Source organism: Microcoleus sp. K1-B1 (assembly GCF_036704705.1).
In the GTDB taxonomy this organism is placed as follows: domain Bacteria; phylum Cyanobacteriota; class Cyanobacteriia; order Cyanobacteriales; family Microcoleaceae; genus Microcoleus.
On the sequence record NZ_JAUBSH010000042.1, the window covers coordinates 1 to 21162 of the forward strand.

Below are 21162 nucleotides of genomic sequence, written 5' to 3' on the forward strand. Positions count from 1 at the left end.
CTCGGTAAGTGGTTTATAGATATTGTTTACAGTACTGCTTGATTTTGGACGAGTTTTTTATTTGGTAGTCCCTTAGTGCGATCGCTCTCTATCTGTCAGCAGCAGCTCGGAGCCGACCATCCCGACACGGCAATAAGTTTGAACAATCTGGCAGGGCTGTACAAGGCAATGGGTCGCTACCCGGAAGCAGAACCCTTGTATGTGCGATCGCTCTCTATCCATGAGCAACAGCTCGGAGCCGACCATCCCAATACGGCAACGAGTTTGAACAATCTGGCATTGCTGTACCATACAATGGGACGCTACTCGGAGGCGGAACCTTTGTATCTGCGATCACTTGCTATCAGGGAGCAGCAGCTCGGAGCTGACCATCCAGATACGGCAAGTAGTTTGAACAATCTGGCAGGGCTGTCTTATGCAATGGGACGCTATGTGGAGGCAGAACCCTTGTATTTGCGAGCATTAGAAATCTTCTTTAACCAATTGGAAGAGAATCATCCCAATACCCACAAAGTTAAGAGCTATTTCATTGATTTTTTACAGAAGGCGATGTCAGCGGGTCAAGACTCGCAACTTTCCCAGCATCCAACAACGCAAGCAATGCTTAAGCAACTTCGGGAGACGCAGTAGCTGTTACTGCTAGAACGATTATTGCCAATTTCTTACTCAAATTTTTGGCGAATCGCTTCATCTACAAAACTCCAGTTTCCAGATGGAAAGACAATGATTTGCAGTTCGTCGCCTGCGAAAATGTCAAGTTCGCCACTTTGTGGATCAAAGCGCAATAGTGGGTTATGGAACCTCTTCTAATTCAGGAATATGTTCAGCTTCATAGTTTTCGACTAAAACACCAATAACGTCCATCATCGAAGCCAGGGGATGACTTTCATCCTCGCCCACTCGATCGATAAGGCTATCTAGTAGTTCGACTAAACGCTCGTATTCCTGTTCGGTGTGAGGAACAAAAACCATTTTAGCAATAGATGACCAAGCACCAATTGTTTGATCGAGATTAAGACTTTGCATCATTCTTTCCACCTTTCTTCATCGTATTCTGAGTGAGTTAATACAGCTCGAATGTAGACTTTGTGCCGATTGTAATGAATAGCAGCAATGAGTCTAACTTTATTCCCTCCAATGTTGAAAACAGTCAATTTCCCGACTCGATCGGCAGATGGAAATAGTTCACGGAGTTCAACAAAGGTCGCAAATTCATTTTGTTTGACGAGTTTGTACCACTGAACCAAGGCATTTGTTGTATCTGGATGAAGTTTAGCAAACTCATTCAGCCGTTTGCGGGTGATCACGTGCATATTAATTTACTCATGCCTCCTCCTCTTTAATTTTTGGCGTTAGTCTTGTCAACGAAGCATCGAGCCAGATTCTTCGCTTCGCTCAGAATGACAGAATTACCTTAAAATGCGTAAATCCAGTTTATCAAACTCCCGAAAAAAAAGGGAGAAATTCTCTCTCCCCTTCTCCTCTACGCCTTTACGATTCCGTCCCTACTTCATCTCATATCCAAACAAATTCGGATCGACTTCACCCAAATTCAAATCGGCCAAACCGTACTCAGCCCAACGCCTTTCTACCATCGCCGCCACATCCGGATCGGACTCCAAAACTTCCCCCCATTCGTGATCGGTTTCCGGCGGCATCTTCGTAGTAGCATCAATCCCCATTCTGCCTCCCAAACCAATTTTTTCACTAGCAAAATCTAACGTATCAAAAGGCGTATTCGGCAGAATAAATACATCCCGAACCGGATCGACTTTAGAACTAATTGCCCAAACTACTTGACGCGGATCGCGAATGTTGATACTTTTATCGACAACAATCACAAACTTAGTGTAAGTAAACTGCGGTAAGGCACTCCAAAATGCTAAAGCAGCCCTGCGCGCTTGACCGGGATATGCTTTATCGATCGAGATAATTGCGGCTTTATAACTCAGCGCTTCCATCGGTAGGAAGAAATCGACTATTTCCGATACTTGCTGCCGCAAAATAGGGGTATAAATACGGTTAAGCGCGATCGCCATCATTGCTTCTTCTTTCGGCGGCCGCCCGCTAAATGTCGTCAGATAAATCGGGTCTTTGCGGTGCGTCATGCAGTTGAATCGAACCAGCGGCGAATCTTCTACGCCGCCGTAATAACCCATGTGATCGCCAAAGGGCCCGTCGGGCAGAACTTCACCGGGCGTAATCGTTCCTTCTAACACGATTTCCGAGTCCGCCGGTACTTCCAAATCTACGGTTTTGCACTTGGCCAATTGCACGCCGGAACCGCCGTAAAGTCCGGCAAATAACCATTCAGATAAATCTACAGGAATTGGCGTTGCTGCGGCGAGAATAATCAGGGGATCGACTCCAAGGGCGATCGCAACTTCCAACTTTTTACCAGCCTGCGCCGCTTTTCGCAAGTGCCGCGCCCCGCCCCGCACCGATAACCAGTGTACAGTCATCGTATTTTTTGACTGCAACTGCAACCGATAAACGCCCACATTCGGCGTACCCGTTTCGCAATCTTTGGTAATGACTAAACCCAGGGTGATAATTTTGCCCGCATCTCCCGGATAAGGGCGAATCATGGGGATTTTGTTCAAATCCAGCCCTTCTCCCTCAATTACCACTTGCTGACAAGCTGGGAAAAAGTCGCGGCCCGGTTTGGCTTTCACTACGTCAAACAGCACTTTGCCGAATTCTATCGCTTGGGAAATCTTTTTTGGGGGTTTTGGCTGTTGCAGCATTCCCAGTTTTTTGCCGAGCTCTTCTAGTTCGATCGGCTTTTCCATGTTCATCGCCCAGCAAACGCGCTCTTCCGTACCCAACAGGTTAATTGCGACGGGGAATTCGGCCCCTTTGACGTTTTCAAACAGCAATCCAGGGCCGCCTTTTTGCAGCATTTGGTTGGAAATTTCGGCAATTTCGAGGTCGGAATCGACTAAGGCGCTAATCCGGCGCAGTTGTCCCCGTTCTTCGAGTAGTTTTAGGAATCCCCGCAAGTCTCTTGCCATTGTTGTTAAAGAAATGTTAAGTGCCCCTACTATTATGCGGCTATCGGGGGATGGAGTGCGGGGTGGGGGCGATCGGGCGATCGCTAAATAAATTTCTATTGTTATCGTTACTGTATGACTTGGTATTTCTCTGATTTATTAAAAATTGACTTTAGCTAATTTTTATTTGCAATACTCTTAACCATAATTTAAACAAAGCTTATTCTTTTGTTATTTAATCTACTATTAACCAAAATTTAAAACAAGCTTATTCTAAGCTATCTATTTATTTGCGGATTTCAGTCTATCCTATGGAGGAGATTTGCAAAGTCTGCTATTAAGGGAGAGGAGGAATATGAATTTTTTCACAGGACGTTGGCGACGTAGTTTTATAGTTACACTAGCAGCAACAGCATTTTCGCTGACTTTGATTAGTTCCGCTGTAGCTGCTGTAACACTAAATGGTTCGGGAGCAACTTTCCCTAAACCTCTTTACGATCGCTACTTCTCTCAGATGAGAAGTGCAAATCAAATTACTGTAAACTACGAAGGAACCGGCAGCGGTGCGGGTATCAAAGCATTAATTGCAGGCACTGTTGATTTCGCAGGCAGCGACGCGCTGATGACTGCTGCACAAATCGCTGAGGTAAAGCGGGGTGTAATAGCTATTCCCACGGCTGGCGGCGCTGTTGCAGTTGTTTACAACTTGCCCGGAGTGACGAATCTGAGGCTAAGTAACGATGCTCTGAAAGGCATCTTTGAAGGCAAAATAACTCGCTGGAATGATGCGAAAATAGCCGGAATTTCTGGACAAGCTAAAGGCTTGCCAAATACTCCCATTAGAGTAGCTGTACGCGCAGATAGCAGCGGTACAACCTTTATTTTTGCTAACCACTTGCAGGCGACTGGTAGCAGCATCAAAGCAGCCGCTCAGCCTAGTTGGCCCGGAAGCCCTGTCAGCGGTCAAGGAAACCCAGGTGTAGCTGCTTTGGTGAAGAATACAGCGGGTGCGATCGGCTACGTTCAAGATACTTTTGCTCGGCAAAATAATCTCCAAACAGCATTTATTCAAAATAAAGCTGGTCGGTTTGTAGATCCTAGCTTGGTCGAAGCAGAGAAAGCTTTCGCAGGGGAAACATTCCCCGCAGACTTCCGCTTAGTAGAAGGCAATCCTAACGACGGTTATCCGATTGTTGGTTTGACTTGGCTGTTAATCTACAAACAGTATCCTGCTGCGAAAGCAGATGCTATTAAAAAGATGGTTAATTGGGTGATGACTACAGGTCAAGGTATCAACAAACAGCTAGAGTTTACTCAGATTCCTTCAGCTACAGCTCAAAAGGTAGTTCAAACAGTTAATCAGACTGTGGTTGCCAGAGGTTAATTCCGGCGATCGCACGGGGTTAGGAGTTGATGAGTTAAATGTATGACTCAAAACTCATAAATTATCAGGTTAATGTGCGCTAAATTTACTGTGTAAGGTACGCATTGCGTACCTTACCAATCAGGTGTACAGCGCGCCACCAGCGCATTAAAATCACTCTGCTTCCCAGCAAATATTGCACTTTTTACGCACTAATTCCGGTATGACCAATATTTCAAAAAAACCGAAAAGATTGACTCGGAAATCGGCAGAGATAAACACAGAAGTAGATTTGACAGATACGGCTGGTGAAGGTCTATGGATGGAGTCAGGATTTACACTATTTGTATGGGGTTTTGCCCTAGCGACAGCGGGTACGTTGTTTTTGATGAGTGCGGTAATTTTTAAAGATGCTTGGCCTGCTATTAGCCAATTTGGACTCTCCTTCTTGTGGAATCCCCAGTGGGATATCGGTGAGTTGCAGTTTGGGGCTTTGCCGTTTATTTACGGTACTGTAATTAGTTCTGCGATCGGCATAATCATCGCACTTCCTTTAGGGCTGTCAGTAGCTATAGTTACTAGCGAGAACTTCTTACCCGTCTGGGTGCGATCGCCCTTGGGATTCATGGTTGAATTAATCTCGGCTATTCCCAGCGTGATAGTTGGGCTGTGGGGAATCTTTGTTTTGATTCCCTTTTTGTTGCCATTGCAGCAGTCCTTGTTCGATAAATTCAGTTGGTTTCCCCTGTTCAGCAGCGAACCTTTAGGCCCCGGAATGCTGCCGGCCGGAATACTGTTATCAATTATGATTTTGCCCACAGTAGCCGCCATCAGCCGCGATGTATTGATGTCAGTTCCAGTAGATTTACGCAGTGCTTCCATGTCCCTCGGTGCTACCCGCTGGGAAACAATATTTAAGCTGTTGTTACCAGCAGCTAGTTCAGGGATTATCGGCGCCACCATATTAGCATTGGGACGCGCATTAGGCGAAACAATGGCCGTCACAATGGTAATTGGCAACTCGATTCAAATTAACCCATCCCTCCTCGCTCCCAGCTACTCAATTCCTGCTGTTTTGGCAAGTCAATTTCGGGAAGCTATCGAACCGCTGCACACCGGCGCTTTGATGTATTTAGCCTTAATTCTATTTGTGATTACTTTGTTGGTAAATGCGATCGCAGTATTGTTAGTTCAGCTAATTGGCGCCAAAGGAGCTAAAAATTAACATCATCCAAAGCAACTTGGTCACAAGCCGCGCCACCGGATTTATCCGCTAGTTCAATAATTCAAAATCTAAAATCTAAAATCTAAAATCTAAAATCACATGGCTCAAGCACAAAATTCAAACAGTATTCTGGATGCAGAAATCAACAACCCCCTGTCCCTAAGCCGAACTATTTTCAGCCGGGGAATGACTGTTCTCGCTTTCGCTCTGACAGGTCTTGCCCTGCTCCCTTTGTTTGCTATTTTATACAAAATCCTGGGGGAAGGACTCACACATTTGAGCTGGGAAGTGCTAGTGTCTCTACCAGCACCAGTCGGAGTTGAAGACCAGCCTAACGGTTTTGCCAATGCGATTCTTGGCACAAGTTTAATGGTAGGAATTGCTACATTAATCAGCGTTCCCATAGGCGTAATGACTGGAATATTTTTGTCTGAGTTTGGTAGAGAAAACAAAGCGATTACCAATAGTATTCGCTTTATCACCGTCATTCTCAGCAGCGTTCCCTCGATCGTAGTTGGCGTCTTTTCCTACGCCCTAATTGTCGTTAGCACTAAAGCATTTTCATCCTTAGCCGGCGGTTTTGCCCTCGGCATCATCATGCTTCCAGTTGTTGCTCTGACAACAGAACAAGCATTAAAATTAGTGCCAACTTCTTACCGCCTCGCTTCTGCTGGTTTGGGAGGCGGACGCTTTCAAACTATGTTTCGCATTATCATACCCTCAGCACTTCCAACTATTACCACAGGTATTTTACTCGCTGCTTCCCGGGCTGCGGGCGAAACCGCACCGCTGATTGTAACGGCGTTGTCGAGTCAATTTTGGCCTCCTTTAGTTGATAAGTTGGGCGAGATAATGCAGTCTCCTATAGGTGCAGAAACTATCTCAAAACTCAAAGAAATTCCAGAGACCCTGCTAACTCCAACTCCTTCTATGTCGGTATTAATATATAGCTACGCCAGCTCTCCTTACAAGGAGCAGAACGAATTGGCGTGGACTGCTGCCTCTGTCCTTTTGGGCATGGTTTTGATTGCTAGCGTCGCATCCCGTACAGTAACTCGGAAACGCTTGCAAAACCGATAAATCAATAACTAAAGTGCATCTCTCAATCAAATATTAACCATATAACCAGGCAAATAATGAAACCTAAAGCTAACTTGAAAGCAGAAAACTATACAGAGCAATTCCTAGACGATGCTACCCCGGAAATTGATCCCAATGCAATGCCAGCACTGCGGGTTCAGGACTTGAGTTTTTATTACGGAACTCACAAAGTCTTAGAAAATTTATCGATGAATATCCCTCACCCGCAAATTACGGCGATTATTGGCCCTTCAGGTTGCGGCAAATCTACGTTTCTCAAAGCTCTCAACCGGATTGGTGAATTGGAGGGAAAGGTTAAAATCAAAGGAAGAGTAGAGTTTTTTGGACAGGATATTTACAGCCCAAAAGTAAACATTAATAGTTTGCGCCGCCAAATTGGGATGGTGTTTCAAAGACCCAATCCTTTTCCGCTGAGCATCTACGATAATATTGCTTACGGGGTGAGAATTTTTGGTCGCAAAAGCAAAGCAGAATTAGATGAAATTGTGGAATCGGCACTCAAAAGTGCGGCGCTTTGGAATGAAGTAAAAGACGATTTGAAGAAATCGGCTCAGGGGATTTCGGGGGGACAGCAGCAGCGACTTTGTATTGCTCGCGCTTTGGCTGTGAAGCCGAAAATTTTGCTGATGGATGAACCTTGTTCTGCTTTAGATCCGATTTCTACGATGAAGATTGAGGAGTTATTTCAGACTCTGCGGCAGCAGTTAACTGTTGTGATTGTGACGCACAATATGCAGCAGGCGGCTCGCGTTTCTGATTACACGGCATTTTTTAATACTGATGAAAGCCGCATCGGCCGCATGGTTGAATTTGGGCCGACAAGTAAGATTTTTACTTCTGCGGGCAATTCGAGTACGAGGGATTACATTCAAGGCCGTTTCGGTTAATACTTGCATCTTGAACCTCTTTCAGAACAGGCAAGATGCCTGTTCCACAACAGATAAACATTTTTGTGTATCTCTGGCATTTTGCCTGCTAGAATTATGTCTTTAGAACAGGCAAGATGCCTGTTCCACAACAGATAAACATTTTTGTGTATCTCTGGCATTTTGCCTGCTAGAATTATGTCTTTAGAACAGGCAAGATGCCTGTTCCACAACAGATAAACATTTTTGTGGAGCTGGCATCTTGCCTGCTATAGTTATGTCTTCACCACTTCTGAAGCGAGAGTTGGGTATTTTCGGCGCTACTCTGATGGGGCTGGGCTCGATTGTGGGCACTGGGGTATTTGTGAGTATCGGCATTGCTGCGGAAGTTGCGGGGCCGGGAGTGATTTTGGCTGTAGGTATTGCAGCTTTTGTTGCTGTTTGCAATGGCCTTAACAGCGCTCAATTAGCAGCTAATCATCCTGTTAGCGGCGGTACTTATGAATATGGCTACAAATATCTCAATCCTTGGCTGGGTTTCACTGCCGGCTGGATGTTTTTGTTGGCGAAAACGGCTTCTGCGGCTACTGCTGCTTTAGGTTTTGCGGGGTATTTTTTAAATGCAGTTGGTGTAGCCGATCGCACTTACCTGATCCTAACAGCTTTAGTCGCCCTCGCCACCATCACTTTAATTGTATTGACGGGAATTAGGCGATCGAATATTGCCAATACTGCCATAGTCTCAGTTACACTCCTATCCTTAGCGGTGTTTGTTGCTGTCGGTTTGCCAGAGGTAAAGTGGGAAATAGCCACCGTACAGAATGATAGCTCGATCGGCTCCATCTTCCAGGCCACCGCCCTGATGTTTGTCGCTTATAGCGGTTACGCCCGCATCACCACAATGAGCGAGGAAGTGCGGGAACCGAGGGAAACCATTCCCAAAGCCATAATTTTCACTTTGGTGCTGACAATGCTGCTTTACGTCGGGGTAGCAGTAGTTGTCGCGGGCGCGGGGGGAGCCGATAAATTGTCGTTACAAATAGGCGGCACGACGGCACCCTTGGAAGTCATCGCCCGCAGTTTCCCAATTCCGGGAGTTTCTCAACTGCTAGCCGTCGGCGCAATTACCGCTATGTTGGGAGTTTTGCTGAACTTAATTTTAGGGCTGTCGCGCATCTGGCTGGCGATGGGGCGGCGCTTGGATATGCCGAGAGTCTTGGCGCGGCTGAATCCTTCGGGGACAACTCCCTACGTGGCTGTGGTGGTTGTCGAAGTGACGATCGCACTTTTAATCCTCGTCGGCGATGTCAAAACCACTTGGTCATTTAGCGCTTTTAGCGTTTTGATTTACTACGCTATCACCAACCTCGCTGCGCTGCAACTTACAAGCGCCGAAAGGCTTTATCCGCAGTGGTTGGCTTGGGTAGGTTTGGGGAATTGTCTGTTTCTGGCTTTCTGGGTGGAGAGGGAAATTTGGCTGACAGGATTGGCGTTAATTATCGCTGGTTTAATTTGGCGGGCGATCGTCCGACTCCCGGCGAGAAACTAGAAGTGTGATAAATTGAAACAGCATCCCGCATTGTAGAGGGCCATGCCCGATCGAACTTCCGAGCTTGCGACTCAAGAATCTCCCGCATTCAGCGCCATCAGTCGCTATATAGCTCAAACCCTAATTACCATTCAGGAACAGCATCCCGAATGGATAACTGAAAAATACAGGAAAACCCCCTGGGCCAAACCTGATTTTCAGTCAGTTTTGATTGGAAAATTGACAAAAAGTTTCACAGTAGCCAGCGATACAGATTCCCTGCTGCTGACTGCAAAAAAATACCTACAAATTCTGCTGATTCCAGAATTCGTTAATTCACCTCAATTCAGCAAATTATGTGCCAAAATTCAGCAGCTAGCCCAATCTCAAACAGCACCACCTAAATCACAAAACTCAGTTTCGTCCAAACCTCTAACTCCCACCACGAATCAAACAAATTCGCTTCCTATCGGCATTGCTATCTTGCTTCTAGATGTCGAAAACTTGCAACTCACCATCGAAACCGAAAAATTCCTAGAGGGAATTTGCCACTATCCCATCCAAATCAAAGTTGCCTTTGCCAACTGGCGCAGCATGGGCAAGAAAGATGCCGAATTTCACCAGCGCGGCTATCAACTAATTCACGTCCCCCCCGGCAAAGACAGCGCCGACTTAAAAATGGCTACAGTCGGCGCATCGATTTTCGTACATTACCCCACAGCCAAAGAGATTTTTGTCTGTTCGTCCGATCGCGCCCTCACTCACCTCAGCAATACACTGCAAGCCCACGGACTAACCGTTTTTCAAGTCCGCAAACAAATAGATAAAATCATAGTTTTAAACAGCAAAACCGGACAAGTGGAAACCCATTCTCTTGTAACTATGCCGGAAATTACACCTCTAGAACAATTAGTTATTCAACTAAAAGAATTAATCAAAAAAGAGCAAAAACGCACCTCTACTCAGTGGATAAAACTTTCTACTGTTTCAGCTCTCTTTAGGGAAAATTACGGCTTAGTCCTCAATCAAGTTGTTGCCCATCATTTGCTGGGTACTAAGACCAGGGATATCTTTCTGAAATATCCCACCGATTTTGTCCTCCACAAACCCTCAGAAACTGCTCAAACTTATGTCACTCTTTTTGAAGTCAAGCTGTCGCCCCCACCGCCAATACTTAGCCAAGAAAATCTGAATAACAACCACCCAGCACCTGCGACTTTGACCGATATTAATTCTCTGGAAGACTTGGAAAGAGCTCTTGTCAAAATCGTTGGCGACTTAACCGACAACTCTCCTGAAAATTCTGTATTTCTCTCCAATGTAGGCAGCGAATTTCACCGACAATACGGCAAACAAATTACCCAAATAATTAAAGATTTTAATCTCGGTAGAAAATTTACTAAATTTTTGCAATCCTGCGCTTCTCTCCAGCTAAAAAAAGCCGAAAAAGGCTGGCAAGTTTCTCTCAATTAATTAAAAATTAAAACATATCAACCTCCCCATTACTAGCAACTTGAGTTATGATACAATCGGAACGTAAAGAAATGTAAAGGGATATGCACGACAAAGTTGTGGTTGTGGTGGGTGCGACTGGCGGCATCGGTTCAGCGGTGGCCCGCAAACTCGCTGATGCGGGTGCGAGGCTAGTGCTCGCCGCCAGAGACAGCAGTAAGTTAGACGCTTTAGCTAGCGAACTTTCGGCAATAGAGGTACTGTGCGTGCCCACAGATATCACCGATTTGCCCCAAGTCGAGACGCTGATGCACAAAGCTGTGGAACATTTCGGACAAATTGATGCCCTCATAAACGCCGCTGGTGCCGGAATTCTCAAGCAGTGGAACAAGTTAGAACCCGCTGATTTAGATGCAATGCTTGACTTGAACTTGAAAGGCAGTTTTTACACGTCTCAAGCCGCGGCGAATGTGATGAAAGAGCGTAAATCCGGCCACATTTGCAATGTCATCGGGATTTTGGGCAAGCATTCGATGGCGATGGGAACCGCTTATTGCGCTTCAAAGTTTGGGGTAGTTGGTTTCAGCAAGTGCATGGCAGATGAACTGCGACGCTACGGCATTAAGTTTACGCTATTCTATTTTGGCGGAGTAGATTCTCCGTTCTGGGATAATGTGAGTTTGAAGGTAGATAGGTCAAAAATGCTGAGTACCGAAACTGCCGCCAATGCGATTATTTTTGCTCTTTCGGCTGACCCGCAAGCTGTGCCGATGGAGATTAATATTCAGCCGGAAAGTCATTTATTCTTTTAGCGATTGAGGAGTCAATCGATTTTCGATTTTCGATTTTCGATTTTCGATTTTCGAGGCGACCCCACGGATCAATGCTCTTTCTTGAGGATTTTCGATTTTCGATTTGGGATTGATTCCACGGATAAATCACGTGGCGGGTATCACCTTTGAAATTCGCTTGTCATTTGAAGGCAGAAGACAGCTTCGATTTTCGATTTTCGATTTTCGAGGCGACCCCACGGATCAATGCTCTTTCTTGAGGATTTTCGATTTTCGATTTGGGATTGATTCCACGGATAAATCACGTGGCGGGTATCACCTTTGAAATTCGCTTGTCATTTGAAGGCAGAAGACAGTGGCGCCTCAAGCCCCAAAAAATTATCATATCTTTAGGTTTGAGAACTTGCACAGCACCTAATTATGTAGAGTGCTCTTCTGCCGCGCACCTTACCCATATAAGTAGCACGTCAAACCATTTTTTTGCCTTAGTCCTATTGGCGAAGGTCTAGCGGTCAAACCTAAGTTATCGCAGACAACGGGTTTCTTTTAAGTGCCGGCTTATTTCTGCCTTCAGAGGGAGCTAAGAGATTCAATCTTTAGGTTATTATTAAGTGGGCGCGCAATAAAAAGTATGAAAAATATCCCTTACTCAGTCCCTCCTTTGCAGTTTCGCCTTGAAAATCAGCAGATTTTCCATTTTTCAGTTTCCATTTTCAATTATTGATTATGGAGTTCGATCGCATTCAATTTTACGTTGAAAACGCTAAAGTATCCCGCGACTGGTTTGTCAGCCAGTTAGGCTTTCAATCCATAGCAGGTTATGCCAACAGCCACACTTACACTGAAGTTGTCAACAGTGGCAATGTATGTTTTGTTTTATCTTCGCCCCTGACACCCGCTAGTCCCGCTGCTAGTTGGTTGAAGTTTCATCCTCCAGGGATTGCCGATGTGGGTTTTCGGGTAAAAAATATCGAATTAGCGCTAGCTAGAGCGGCTGCTGAAGGTGCTAAAATCCTGGAACCGATTCAAGAAGACCTAAACGCAGGAGGCTATTTTAAGCGGGCAAAAATCGCAGGCTGGGGCGATTTAAGTCATACGCTGGTGGAGCGAATTGGCAGCCATTCACTGCTATCGGCTTCGGATAAGCTGCCGTTGTTTACCCGGATTGACCACGTAGTGTTAAATGTTGAATCTGGGGATTTATCAAGTGCTGTTAGTTGGTATCAAAAAATATTAGGTTTTCAACGGCAGCAAAATTTTGACATTCAGACTGAGAAATCGGCTTTGCGGAGCCAAGTTATGGTGCACGCTGAAGGTGGGGTGCAATTCCCGATTAATGAACCGGCATCAGCTAATTCTCAAATTCAAGAGTTTTTGAGTGCAAATCGGGGGCCGGGAATTCAGCACATGGCTTTGCAAACTAATAATATTGTGGGGGTTGTTGCGGATTTGCGATCGTGCGGTTTGCCTTTTCTGCCGGTTCCTCCAACATACTACTCGGAATTGCAGCAGCGGCAAAACTATTTGCCCGCAGATTGGCAAGCAATTGCAGCTTGTCAAGTTTTGGCAGATTGGCAAGAAGATACTCCCGCAGCGATGCTGCTGCAAATCTTTACCCAGCCAATTTTTTCAGAACCGACTTTCTTTTTCGAGATTATTGAGCGCCGAGTTAGTTTAGTTAACGGCAAACAGGTGCAAGCTGGAGGTTTTGGGGCGGGTAATTTTCGAGCTTTGTTTGAGGCAATTGAACGCGAACAAATGAAGAGGGGAAGTTTGAGAGATGATTGATAAAACTTCCACTTTTGATGTCATAAAGGCGGGTTAATCAGCACTGCGATATCTTTCCAACCGTAGGCAATTTCTTTGAGTGCAACTCCTGCTCTAATTGTTTGCTGTTCGTCTACTTTTTCACCTCCTAAGAATTCATAAAACCTATAGGCTGGATTGTCTCCTAGTACCCAAACTAGCATCGAGTTCAAACTTAATTCAGCCAATTTTGTGGCAACTGTTCTCACGAGTTGCCTTCCGATGCCTTGACGCTGATATTCTTCCAAAATATAGATGGCAAATAATTCTCCTTTATATAAATATTTGCCGGTGCGCTCGCAACCACCCGCAGCAAAACCCACAATTTCTCCCGATTCATTCTCAGCAACGCAGACAAAAACGCCAGTATTTTTGACGTTTGCCAGGATTTCTTGCCAATTGCTTTCTCGCTTTTCATAGGATAACTGTGCGAGGTAATCTGTCGGTATAATTTTTCGGTAAGCTGTGCGCCAAGTATCTAGATTCACCCGTGCGATTGCAGGTGCGTCAGCGATGTTAGCTTCTCTCACAATCATCAGAACATACTCCTTTCGGGCCCTGAAATTCTATTTTCAAGTCTAGGGCAACTATACGATCGCGTCCTTCTAGTTTAGCTCGATACAGCGCTCGATCGGCCTGTCCAATCAACTCCTCGATCGATAAACCAGCAGCAGGTACAGTAGTAGCGATCCCCATACTGAGAGTTATAAACTTACTTACCTTGGAAGCAGCATGAAAAATTGCCGCTGCTTTCAAATCGCTGCGAATTGATTCAGCTACTCGCTTTGCTCCTTGCACATCAGTTCGCGACAAAATTACTGCAAATTCTTCGCCACCGTAGCGGCAGGCTAAATCTCCCGCCCGCTGAGCGTTGCTAGCTAAAATCTCGGCTACTTGTTTTAAACATTCGTCGCCTCCTTGATGCCCGTAATGATCGTTGTAAAGTTTGAAAAAATCGATATCGCACAAAATTAAAGATAGCGACTCTTTTTCTCGCTCCATCAACTGCCATTCTAACTCCAATTTTTTGTCAAAACAGCGACGGTTGGGAATTTGAGTCAATCCATCCACCGAAGCGAGCCGCTGCAATTCCATGTTAGCTGCTTGTAATTCTAATTTGGCTTGTTCTAAAGCTAAATTTTGCTTAGCTAATTCTTCACTTTGGCGTTTTTCTTGTTCGTACAAAAATCGGATTGAAGCTTCAGCTTCTTGCAATTCTTGCTCTGCATATTTGCGCTTGACAAATTCTCCTAATTGAGAACTTACCACAGCTATGATCTGAAGTAAATCTTGATCCGGTGGCAGTTCTTCCCGGCAAAAAAAAGTCATTACTCCTACAACTTGGCTCCTCGCGTGAATGGGGAAACCGAATCCCGATCGCAGTCCTGCTTCCTCGGCCAAGCCCGATCGCACGAAATTGGGATCGCCCACAAGATCAGTAATCCACTGCGTAGAACCGCTCTTGGAAACTGCTCCGGGCAAACCCTCACCCGCCCCCAAAGTAATCTGCTGGTCGTTTTCGGCAAACTCCCTAACTTCCTCCGCTGCCTGCCAAACGGCCACCCGCCGCCAACAAGGAGTTTCCTCGATCGGACAGCAAAGTGGCAGGCACCACAGCGGATCTTTTTCAGATTTTATTTCCTCACCCAATCTAGTTTCTTTCTCCGCCTCTGCAGGCGTCCAAAGTTCGCCAAAATCCCACCCAAAACTTTGGCAAATAGCTTGCAAAATTTTCGGAGTTGCGCTATCTAGAGAAGTTGATTCTGACAGGATATGAGTCACCGCATACTGTGCTTCTTGACACTTTTTTATGCGTTGTTGCTTGGTAATGTCTTTGCCGATATAAACAAAATCTTGTATAACCTCGCTATCTGCATCCGGGTTTCCTGGGCTTGTCTCGAAAGTAGAGCATGAAAACGCAACAATCAGCTTTAAACCTATTTTCGTTTGGCAAGCTACTTTTACTTGAGGCCAATATTCGCTTTTAAGTGCAGGAGGTAGCTGGCTGACTTTGCGTAACAATTCCTCCTCAGCCGTAATCAGGGATATGGATTGGCCGATTAATTCCGATTCGGTATATCCAAATAATTTCTGTGCAGCTTGATTCACTTTTTTGATTTGGCCCGATGTTCCTGTTACGAACAAAACATCACCTAGGGAATTAATAATTTTGTCAATGTAATCGCCAGTCGCCGCTAAGTAATCGACTTTCATACTGTTTTCGTTGACAGCCTGAACCATGATTTTCTGAGCTGCAATGCTATCTGTCACATCTTCGCATAAAATAATCAATCTGTCAGCATTGGCTTGTCCCTTATAACCAAATATGTACAAATTTAGATACAAATAAGATCCGTCTTTGAGAAGTCGGTTAATTGATTTTAACTGAAAGTCTTGTTCTCGTTCTTCAATAATATCTTCAAGGATTCCTTCAATTCCAATCAGTTCGGGAAAACTATCGCGCACGTCTTTTCCTTCGGCTACTTCTTCATGAATGTAGGCAAAATCTTGCACTTTCAAAGATATTTCTTTAATCTTAAGTTCCCGATCAACTGCGAGGTATTCCATCCTGCGTAAGGATAACAGCTTATAAAGAAGAATATTCATACTTCTGGCGCTGCTCTCTACAGTTAATGTTGGAAGTATTTCGTTATTGTAGAGCATCACTCTCCAAGGTTAGCCGGTAAAGTTAGTTGTTGTTTGGCTGCGATTTATCATGGGAATTTTTATACTGGCAGATGTCATCACCTGTTACCGCTGGCTAATTTATGCAAACAGTACACTTTGGAGTCTCCAAGCAGTTTTTTGCCTATTTTAAAAATGAGGCAAAATATTAATTTGACCCACTTTTTTTTGAGAAATGGTCGTCAAAATCAGCCTCAATTGAGGTAGAAATTTATGAACAATATGTATCGGTTTACACTATTTGTCCGGCACATTTTAATTTTAAATTCCCCGATCTGGCTGACAACCGCTCAAGTTAAGGAACAGCACAGTTTAATTCAAATGTTTGCTTTAATTAGCACCATTCCTATAGACCTTACCTCCCCTGGGTATTTGTGTCAATTTTTGTAAAGAAAGTGTTACCTTTAAATGATATAGTATCGAAGGATTTGTATACAAAGCTTAAAAATACTCTGCTAAATGCTGAGACTTATTACCGACTTTGACGGCCCGATCATGGACGTGTCCGATCGCTACTACCGAGTTTACCAGTATTGTCTTGCCGAGACTCAACGTGAGGGGCAACCAGTGCGCGAACTCCCCAAGGCAGAGTTTTGGGACATGAAGCGCGCGCGGGTTCCCGAAACCGAAATCGCCATCCTCTCAGGATTAGACGCAGCCCAAGCCCGCGATTTTGCCCAGAAGCGCCGTCAAACCGTCCACACCCTACCCTACATGATTTACGATCAACCAGCTCCCGGCGCTGTCGAAACTCTCGAAAAGGTGCAGCGCGCTGGAGTAGACTTAGCGGTGATGACCATGCGCCGCGTTAGGGAACTAGATGAAGCCTTCAACCGCTGCAATTTAGGGCAATTTTTCCCAGAAAACCGCCGCTATTGCCTCCCCAACGATTACGTTAAAACCGGGGATGTCAAAGATAAGCCCCTGCTGATGGCAAAAGCTCTCGCCGAACTGCCGCCGGCTTCTGACACTTGGATGGTTGGGGATACGGAGGCAGACATTGTAGCAGCTAAAACGCACGGTGTCAAGGTAATTGGTGTTTTGTGCGGAATTCGCGATCGCACTCAACTAGAAATGCACCAACCGGATTTAATTGCTAACAATTTGAGCGAAGCAGTTGAGATTATTTTAGATAGTCAGTTGTCAGTTGTCAGTTGACAGTTGACAACTGACTGTTGGCAGTGGTTAATTATTGTTATTGGTTAATTGTTATTGGTTGGTTCGTAGGTTTTAGGTGTTAGTAGTTAGTTGATTGTTACCAATTACTAATTACCAATTAACAATTACCAATAACTAATGACTGTTGATGGTTGACTAATGATTGATGACTGTTGACAACTGACAACTGTCAACTGTCAACTGTCAACTGACTATCGCAGAAAACTGCTGACCAGCCACAGAATTAAAAACGTAAACAAAGCGATAAATTTCTCTGTTGTTATAAATGCCGGACTGACCAAAGAACCCAAAAAGCCTCCTAGCAACAAGCCTATAACCAAGCCAGCCACAGTCAGCAGCACAGCCCGACCAAATTTTTGTTCCTTGCGATTAACAAAATAAAGACAACTGCCGACCCCAAGAGCCAGAGTCAACTGTAGTAAACCATCATTAGCTGCCGGATAAATACTCAGTCCGCCTAACCCCACATACACCCCAGCCGGCCACAAAATGTCCGATCGACTAGGAGTATCGATTAGCCGCTGCAACCAAGCTGGGCTGCCACTAGGAGGAGAGGGAGTAAAGCTTGGGGGTGGGGGAGTCAGTCGTTCGGGAAAGCGGATGCGTTCGGGTACTTTAATTTTCCCTTCCTGTCGCTGCCGCAGGCGATCCATAAGGATCGCGTCGTAAGCGGCTTCGAGCAATTCCAAACGTTTCTTGTCACCGCTGTACTGCTCAGCTAGGCGCGTGCGGGCCTCTTGCACTTCATCAAAGGAAGCATCTTCATCGACTTCAAGAAGTTGATAGGGAGTTGGCTCACTCATGGTAATAACCCGCTGAATACTCTCGTTATAGAGCAATCTTAACAAGAGAGGAAAGCGGGGCGGGAGCTCTGCCGCTTTCCCAAAAGTTTTGCTGCTAGTTTTTGGTGCTTTAAAACAGGAACCAGCAAACCTTACGAAAATAGAAACTAGAAGGCATTTGGCATTCGTAAATAAAAAATAATGAATCCAAAGATTTTTATTTTTATCTGGGCCGTCTAAAATTTTACCTTCTGCCAAATGCCCTCAGAAGGGACTTGTCCCGCAGGCACTCACAATTCCCGACCACTGGACTTTTTTAAGTCGATCGCGACGGTAGGAAAAAAAGCGATCCGAGTCAGAATAAGTACAGAAAGGAGCGATCGCCACTTGAGAAAGATCGATTCCCAACTGCTGCAATTGCAGAGCATTGCAGAGGCGAACATCCAAGCGTACTTTTCCCGGTTCTGGATCGGCTAAGACAGGCGTTTCCGGCAGTTGATGCAAAAACTCTAGAATGCCGTCTGCTGTCGCACTAACGGCACTCTTAGGAGCAATGGTGGCTCCCAGTTCCGCTGCTACTTCCACAGATACCTGGTAAACCTCTCCAGTGATCGCCGGCCCCATAGCAATCTTCAGATTTTCTAGTTGACTGCCTTGTGCCACAAGTTGAGCGATCGCCTCTGGTAATATCTTAGCAGCAGTCCCGCGCCAACCCGCGTGAACTGCAGCAACGAGTCCCGTGCGATCGTCAGCAATCAGCACCGGCACACAGTCAGCCGAGCAAACCCACAGCGCCTCCAATTCTCGATGGGCAACCAAGCCATCAGCCTCAGCATAGCTTGGGGCAGCGGTTTCCGGGCCCGGAGCCACAACCGGTGACAACTCAGTGGTTTTGAGTACCGCATTGCCGTGTACCTGTTGGAGTCGGTAAACCTTAGCTCCAGGTTCGAGAACTTCCGTCAGATCGATCGGCCCCTGGGGCGAGAAATCGCGAGTAAAAAAGCCGTGAGACCAGCGAGAAAGCAAGCTGCAAGTCAGATACGGCAAGCCTTCAGAACTCTGCCACTCCCAACTGATACCGTCAGGCTGTCCGAACCACTCAGAGTTGGGAAAATTTGTCAAGGGATCGCCAGCTACAGTCATGAAACCTATCCTTACCCAAGCGCATCATTTAGCTTGTATTCTAAACAATCAAAAATTTTGTCCGCGAAGTTTAAAGGCAAGGCCAGGTTTCAGGAAAAAATCGGGATGAGTCGGCAGTTTTAGGAGAACCTACTGCGCCGAAATTTTGCATAACCCGAGAAATATAGGCAACTAATTAACATAGAGGAACGCCAAAGCGCTATCATCAGTGTGGCCATCACAGACTTTTAGGCAAGTGCCATCGGGATCAAAAACACCGGATATCGATCGCGACTGAATGCGTAAGGCATTTGAGCTTGTTCGATGTGCAAAAAAAATTGCCTCAAGCCCGGTAAAATCAGTTAGGCCTGTATATAAAGACAAGGATTGCCATACATTCGATCCTGACTTCGAGATCCTTGTGCCCCCTGTTGAGTTGGGAAAAAAAATCGTGAAACCAGTTCCAGACAAGCAAATAACAGCCCATTTGAACACCAAACAGCAAAAAAAGAACCCTACAGGCGCCCGGAGTCGATCGCGCCTTTTGTCCGATCGCTCACTGCTGGTGGGACTGGGTTGCCTTGCCAGTCTGGGACTGCTCAGCAAAGGCTTAGTTTGGGCCCAAGCCGAAACTCCGCCAGCAGAACAAGCCGTGCCCGGCGCAGCAGACCTCCAGCCATTATTTGAAGCTCCTCTCCCGCCCCCGGAACCCGAATACAGCCAAGTGGAACCAGAACCATACCCTGAACCGCAGGCAGAAGTTCCACCGTCCGAGCCTTTCGATCCCGAACCGGCCTGGGAGCCGGAGTACGCCAGCGAACCACCTCCCACCGAATATTATCTGCCGGAGCCAGCGCTGATTCCTCTGCCAGAAGCGACGGCCCAGGAGCCGCCTTTTGAAGCCCCAGTTAACCCAGCCCACGCTGAAATCGACCAAACAGACTACAGCGTTGGCGCTACCAGCGAGTACCAAGAGTACGAAGCGCCAACAACCATAGAGTTTGCAGAACGATCAACTGGCTGCGAAGGAGAAGGCGGTTTGTGCGCGCCTCCTCCTGTTTCCGAGCCAGTAACGGCAGATGCAGGAGAACCCAACTACAGACAGGAACCTCCGATCGCAGACGACGGCTATATTGCAGCCCCTCCTCCTCGAAATCTGCCAGAAAGCCTTCCGGGCGAAGTTCGGGGAACTGTCGCCGGAAATAGTAGCGGAAATCCTGTCAGTAAACTCGGTCAAGCCGTTCAAAAAATAGGCAGCCAGGTTTGGAGGGATTCAAACCCACCGGAATCTGGTTACGCACCCCCGCGCTACTCGGCTAACGCAGGCTACTCTGCAGACGCAGGCTACTCTGCAGACGCAGGCTACTCCGCAGACAATGGATACTCCGCAGACGCTGGGTATTATGCCGGATCTGCATCTTACGGCGGCGGCGCTCCAGCGCCCAGCATGGGACTCGGGCCGGTTCAAGTCGGTGCCGTTAGTGTCAGCAGCGGCAGCAATACCGGTTTTGCTTACTACAATCTCACGCCGCGTCCCCCAGGCGTGCCCGGAAATGGCAACACCAGCTTGCTGTTTCCGCTATCTATTGCTTCGGCAATTACTTCGCCGTTTGGGTGGCGGACTCATCCAGTTCTGGGCTACGGCAGGTTTCACACCGGAACTGACTTGGGGGCCCCGATGGGAACGCCCGTACTGGCAGCCTATGCGGGTCAAGTGGCGATCGCCGATTGGTTGGGCGGCTACGGTTTGACGGTGGTTCTCAACCACAACAAAAAGTCTCAGGAAACTCTCTACGCCCACCTTTCGGAACTGTTTGTGAAACCAGGAGAGTGGGTGAAACAGGGAGAGACTATCGGCCGCGTCGGCAGTACAGGAATGTCTACAGGGCCTCACCTTCACTTCGAGGTTCGGCAAATGACTGATCAGGGTTGGGTGGCGATCGACCCGGGCTCTCAGCTAGAATTCGCTCTGGCAAAAATGATCGGCAGTTTGGAAACCGCCAAAGTACCGCAAATGCCGAAAATGGTGGAAATACAAACCGCTAACTCACTAAAGGATTTGGAAAGCGATCTGCCCCAGCTTCCACCTCTGCCGCTGGGAATGGACATCGAAGTTCACAACCTCCAGCCGCCATTCCCAGAACTGTTAAAAGCTGACATTTCTAAGCAGCCCAAAGATACCGAAGCAGTCAAACAACCCAAAACTCAGAAGCAAGCTAACAGGTAAAAATTGGGGATTGCCTAGATAAATTTTCTTGTGGAACGGTCG

General features: G+C 46.4%; 20 protein-coding genes. 12 read left to right on the plus strand and 8 right to left on the minus strand.

Translation table 11 applies throughout. The features are described 5' to 3' along the window. Nucleotides 1–75: 75 nt before the first annotated feature. Nucleotides 76–630: a tetratricopeptide repeat protein gene (locus QUA83_RS16680; RefSeq protein WP_333294412.1), complete on the plus strand. Its 555-nt coding sequence runs from the start codon at nucleotides 76–78 to the stop codon at nucleotides 628–630. Between the two features lie 32 nt (nucleotides 631–662). Here the strand turns inward: QUA83_RS16680 and QUA83_RS30595 are convergent, their stop codons facing one another. From QUA83_RS30595 to QUA83_RS16695, 4 genes are all read right to left on the minus strand, one after another. Then, nucleotides 663–785 (minus strand): DUF6888 family protein, encoded by a 123-nt coding sequence (locus QUA83_RS30595; RefSeq protein ID WP_445301782.1) that lies wholly within the window; start codon nucleotides 783–785, stop codon nucleotides 663–665. Nucleotides 786–792: 7 nt separating this feature from the next. Beyond that, nucleotides 793–1029, minus strand: a complete 237-nt coding sequence (locus tag QUA83_RS16685; protein WP_333102254.1) for a hypothetical protein — start codon at nucleotides 1027–1029, stop codon at nucleotides 793–795. After that, nucleotides 1026–1313 carry a type II toxin-antitoxin system HigB family toxin gene (locus tag QUA83_RS16690; RefSeq protein WP_333149745.1) on the minus strand — a complete coding sequence of 96 codons (288 nt, stop codon included), beginning with the start codon at nucleotides 1311–1313 and terminating at the stop codon, nucleotides 1026–1028. The genes QUA83_RS16685 and QUA83_RS16690 overlap by 4 nt, the downstream gene beginning before the upstream one ends. 192 nt (nucleotides 1314–1505) lie before the next feature. Continuing rightward, nucleotides 1506–3014 carry a UbiD family decarboxylase gene (locus QUA83_RS16695; protein WP_333294415.1) on the minus strand — a complete coding sequence of 503 codons (1509 nt, stop codon included), beginning with the start codon at nucleotides 3012–3014 and terminating at the stop codon, nucleotides 1506–1508. Between the two features lie 334 nt (nucleotides 3015–3348). On the opposite strand from QUA83_RS16695, the gene pstS reads away from it, so the two are divergent. The 8 genes from pstS to hppD all read left to right on the plus strand — a co-directional run bounded on the left by pstS (nucleotide 3349) and on the right by hppD (nucleotide 13107). Then, nucleotides 3349–4377 (plus strand): phosphate ABC transporter substrate-binding protein PstS, encoded by a 1029-nt coding sequence (gene pstS / locus QUA83_RS16700; protein ID WP_333294417.1) that lies wholly within the window; start codon nucleotides 3349–3351, stop codon nucleotides 4375–4377. Between the two features lie 202 nt (nucleotides 4378–4579). Next, entirely contained in the window at nucleotides 4580–5581 is a 1002-nt protein-coding gene (gene pstC / locus QUA83_RS16705; protein WP_333294420.1) for a phosphate ABC transporter permease subunit PstC, read from the plus strand. Between the two features lie 99 nt (nucleotides 5582–5680). Beyond that, a complete protein-coding gene (gene pstA, locus QUA83_RS16710; protein ID WP_333294422.1) occupies nucleotides 5681–6661 on the plus strand; it encodes a phosphate ABC transporter permease PstA in 981 nt (326 codons plus the stop codon). A 56-nt stretch (nucleotides 6662–6717) separates the two neighbouring features. Then, on the plus strand, nucleotides 6718–7569 hold the full coding sequence (pstB, locus tag QUA83_RS16715) for a phosphate ABC transporter ATP-binding protein PstB (protein ID WP_333294423.1): 852 nt from the start codon (nucleotides 6718–6720) through the stop codon (nucleotides 7567–7569). Nucleotides 7570–7825: 256 nt separating this feature from the next. Further along, entirely contained in the window at nucleotides 7826–9097 is a 1272-nt protein-coding gene (locus tag QUA83_RS16720) for an APC family permease (RefSeq protein ID WP_333294424.1), read from the plus strand. Between the two features lie 42 nt (nucleotides 9098–9139). Further along, the gene (locus QUA83_RS16725) at nucleotides 9140–10549 is read left to right on the plus strand and encodes an NYN domain-containing protein (RefSeq protein WP_333294425.1); all 1410 of its coding nucleotides are present in this window, start codon (nucleotides 9140–9142) and stop codon (nucleotides 10547–10549) included. An 83-nt stretch (nucleotides 10550–10632) separates the two neighbouring features. After that, nucleotides 10633–11340, plus strand: coding sequence for an SDR family oxidoreductase (locus QUA83_RS16730; protein WP_333294426.1), 708 nt, complete (start codon nucleotides 10633–10635; stop codon nucleotides 11338–11340). 705 nt (nucleotides 11341–12045) lie between these two features. Further along, nucleotides 12046–13107, plus strand: a complete 1062-nt coding sequence (hppD, locus tag QUA83_RS16735) for a 4-hydroxyphenylpyruvate dioxygenase (protein ID WP_333294427.1) — start codon at nucleotides 12046–12048, stop codon at nucleotides 13105–13107. 20 nt (nucleotides 13108–13127) lie between these two features. On the opposite strand, the gene QUA83_RS16740 is transcribed toward hppD, so the two are convergent. Further along, complete coding sequence (locus tag QUA83_RS16740) at nucleotides 13128–13661, minus strand: GNAT family N-acetyltransferase (protein WP_333294430.1); 534 nt, start codon at nucleotides 13659–13661, stop codon at nucleotides 13128–13130. Further along, the gene (locus QUA83_RS16745) at nucleotides 13642–15732 is read right to left on the minus strand and encodes a diguanylate cyclase domain-containing protein (protein ID WP_333294433.1); all 2091 of its coding nucleotides are present in this window, start codon (nucleotides 15730–15732) and stop codon (nucleotides 13642–13644) included. Before QUA83_RS16745 ends, QUA83_RS16740 begins: the two co-directional genes overlap by 20 nt. 291 nt (nucleotides 15733–16023) lie before the next feature. Between QUA83_RS16745 and QUA83_RS16750 the strand changes: the two genes are divergently transcribed. Together QUA83_RS16750 and QUA83_RS16755 are read left to right on the plus strand one after the other, a co-directional pair. Next, on the plus strand, nucleotides 16024–16200 hold the full coding sequence (locus QUA83_RS16750; protein WP_333294434.1) for a hypothetical protein: 177 nt from the start codon (nucleotides 16024–16026) through the stop codon (nucleotides 16198–16200). A 69-nt stretch (nucleotides 16201–16269) separates the two neighbouring features. After that, nucleotides 16270–16968: an HAD family hydrolase gene (locus QUA83_RS16755; RefSeq protein ID WP_333294435.1), complete on the plus strand. Its 699-nt coding sequence runs from the start codon at nucleotides 16270–16272 to the stop codon at nucleotides 16966–16968. A gap of 212 nt (nucleotides 16969–17180) precedes the next feature. Here QUA83_RS16755 and QUA83_RS16760 read toward each other — a convergent pair whose 3' ends face one another. Beyond that, nucleotides 17181–17792: a CPP1-like family protein gene (locus tag QUA83_RS16760; protein WP_333294438.1), complete on the minus strand. Its 612-nt coding sequence runs from the start codon at nucleotides 17790–17792 to the stop codon at nucleotides 17181–17183. A gap of 243 nt (nucleotides 17793–18035) precedes the next feature. Further along, a complete protein-coding gene (gene pgeF / locus QUA83_RS16765; RefSeq protein WP_333294440.1) occupies nucleotides 18036–18914 on the minus strand; it encodes a peptidoglycan editing factor PgeF in 879 nt (292 codons plus the stop codon). A 430-nt stretch (nucleotides 18915–19344) separates the two neighbouring features. Here pgeF and QUA83_RS16770 point away from each other — a divergent pair, with 430 nt between their 5' ends. Beyond that, nucleotides 19345–21120 (plus strand): peptidoglycan DD-metalloendopeptidase family protein, encoded by a 1776-nt coding sequence (locus QUA83_RS16770; protein ID WP_333294441.1) that lies wholly within the window; start codon nucleotides 19345–19347, stop codon nucleotides 21118–21120. Nucleotides 21121–21162 lie beyond the last annotated feature (42 nt).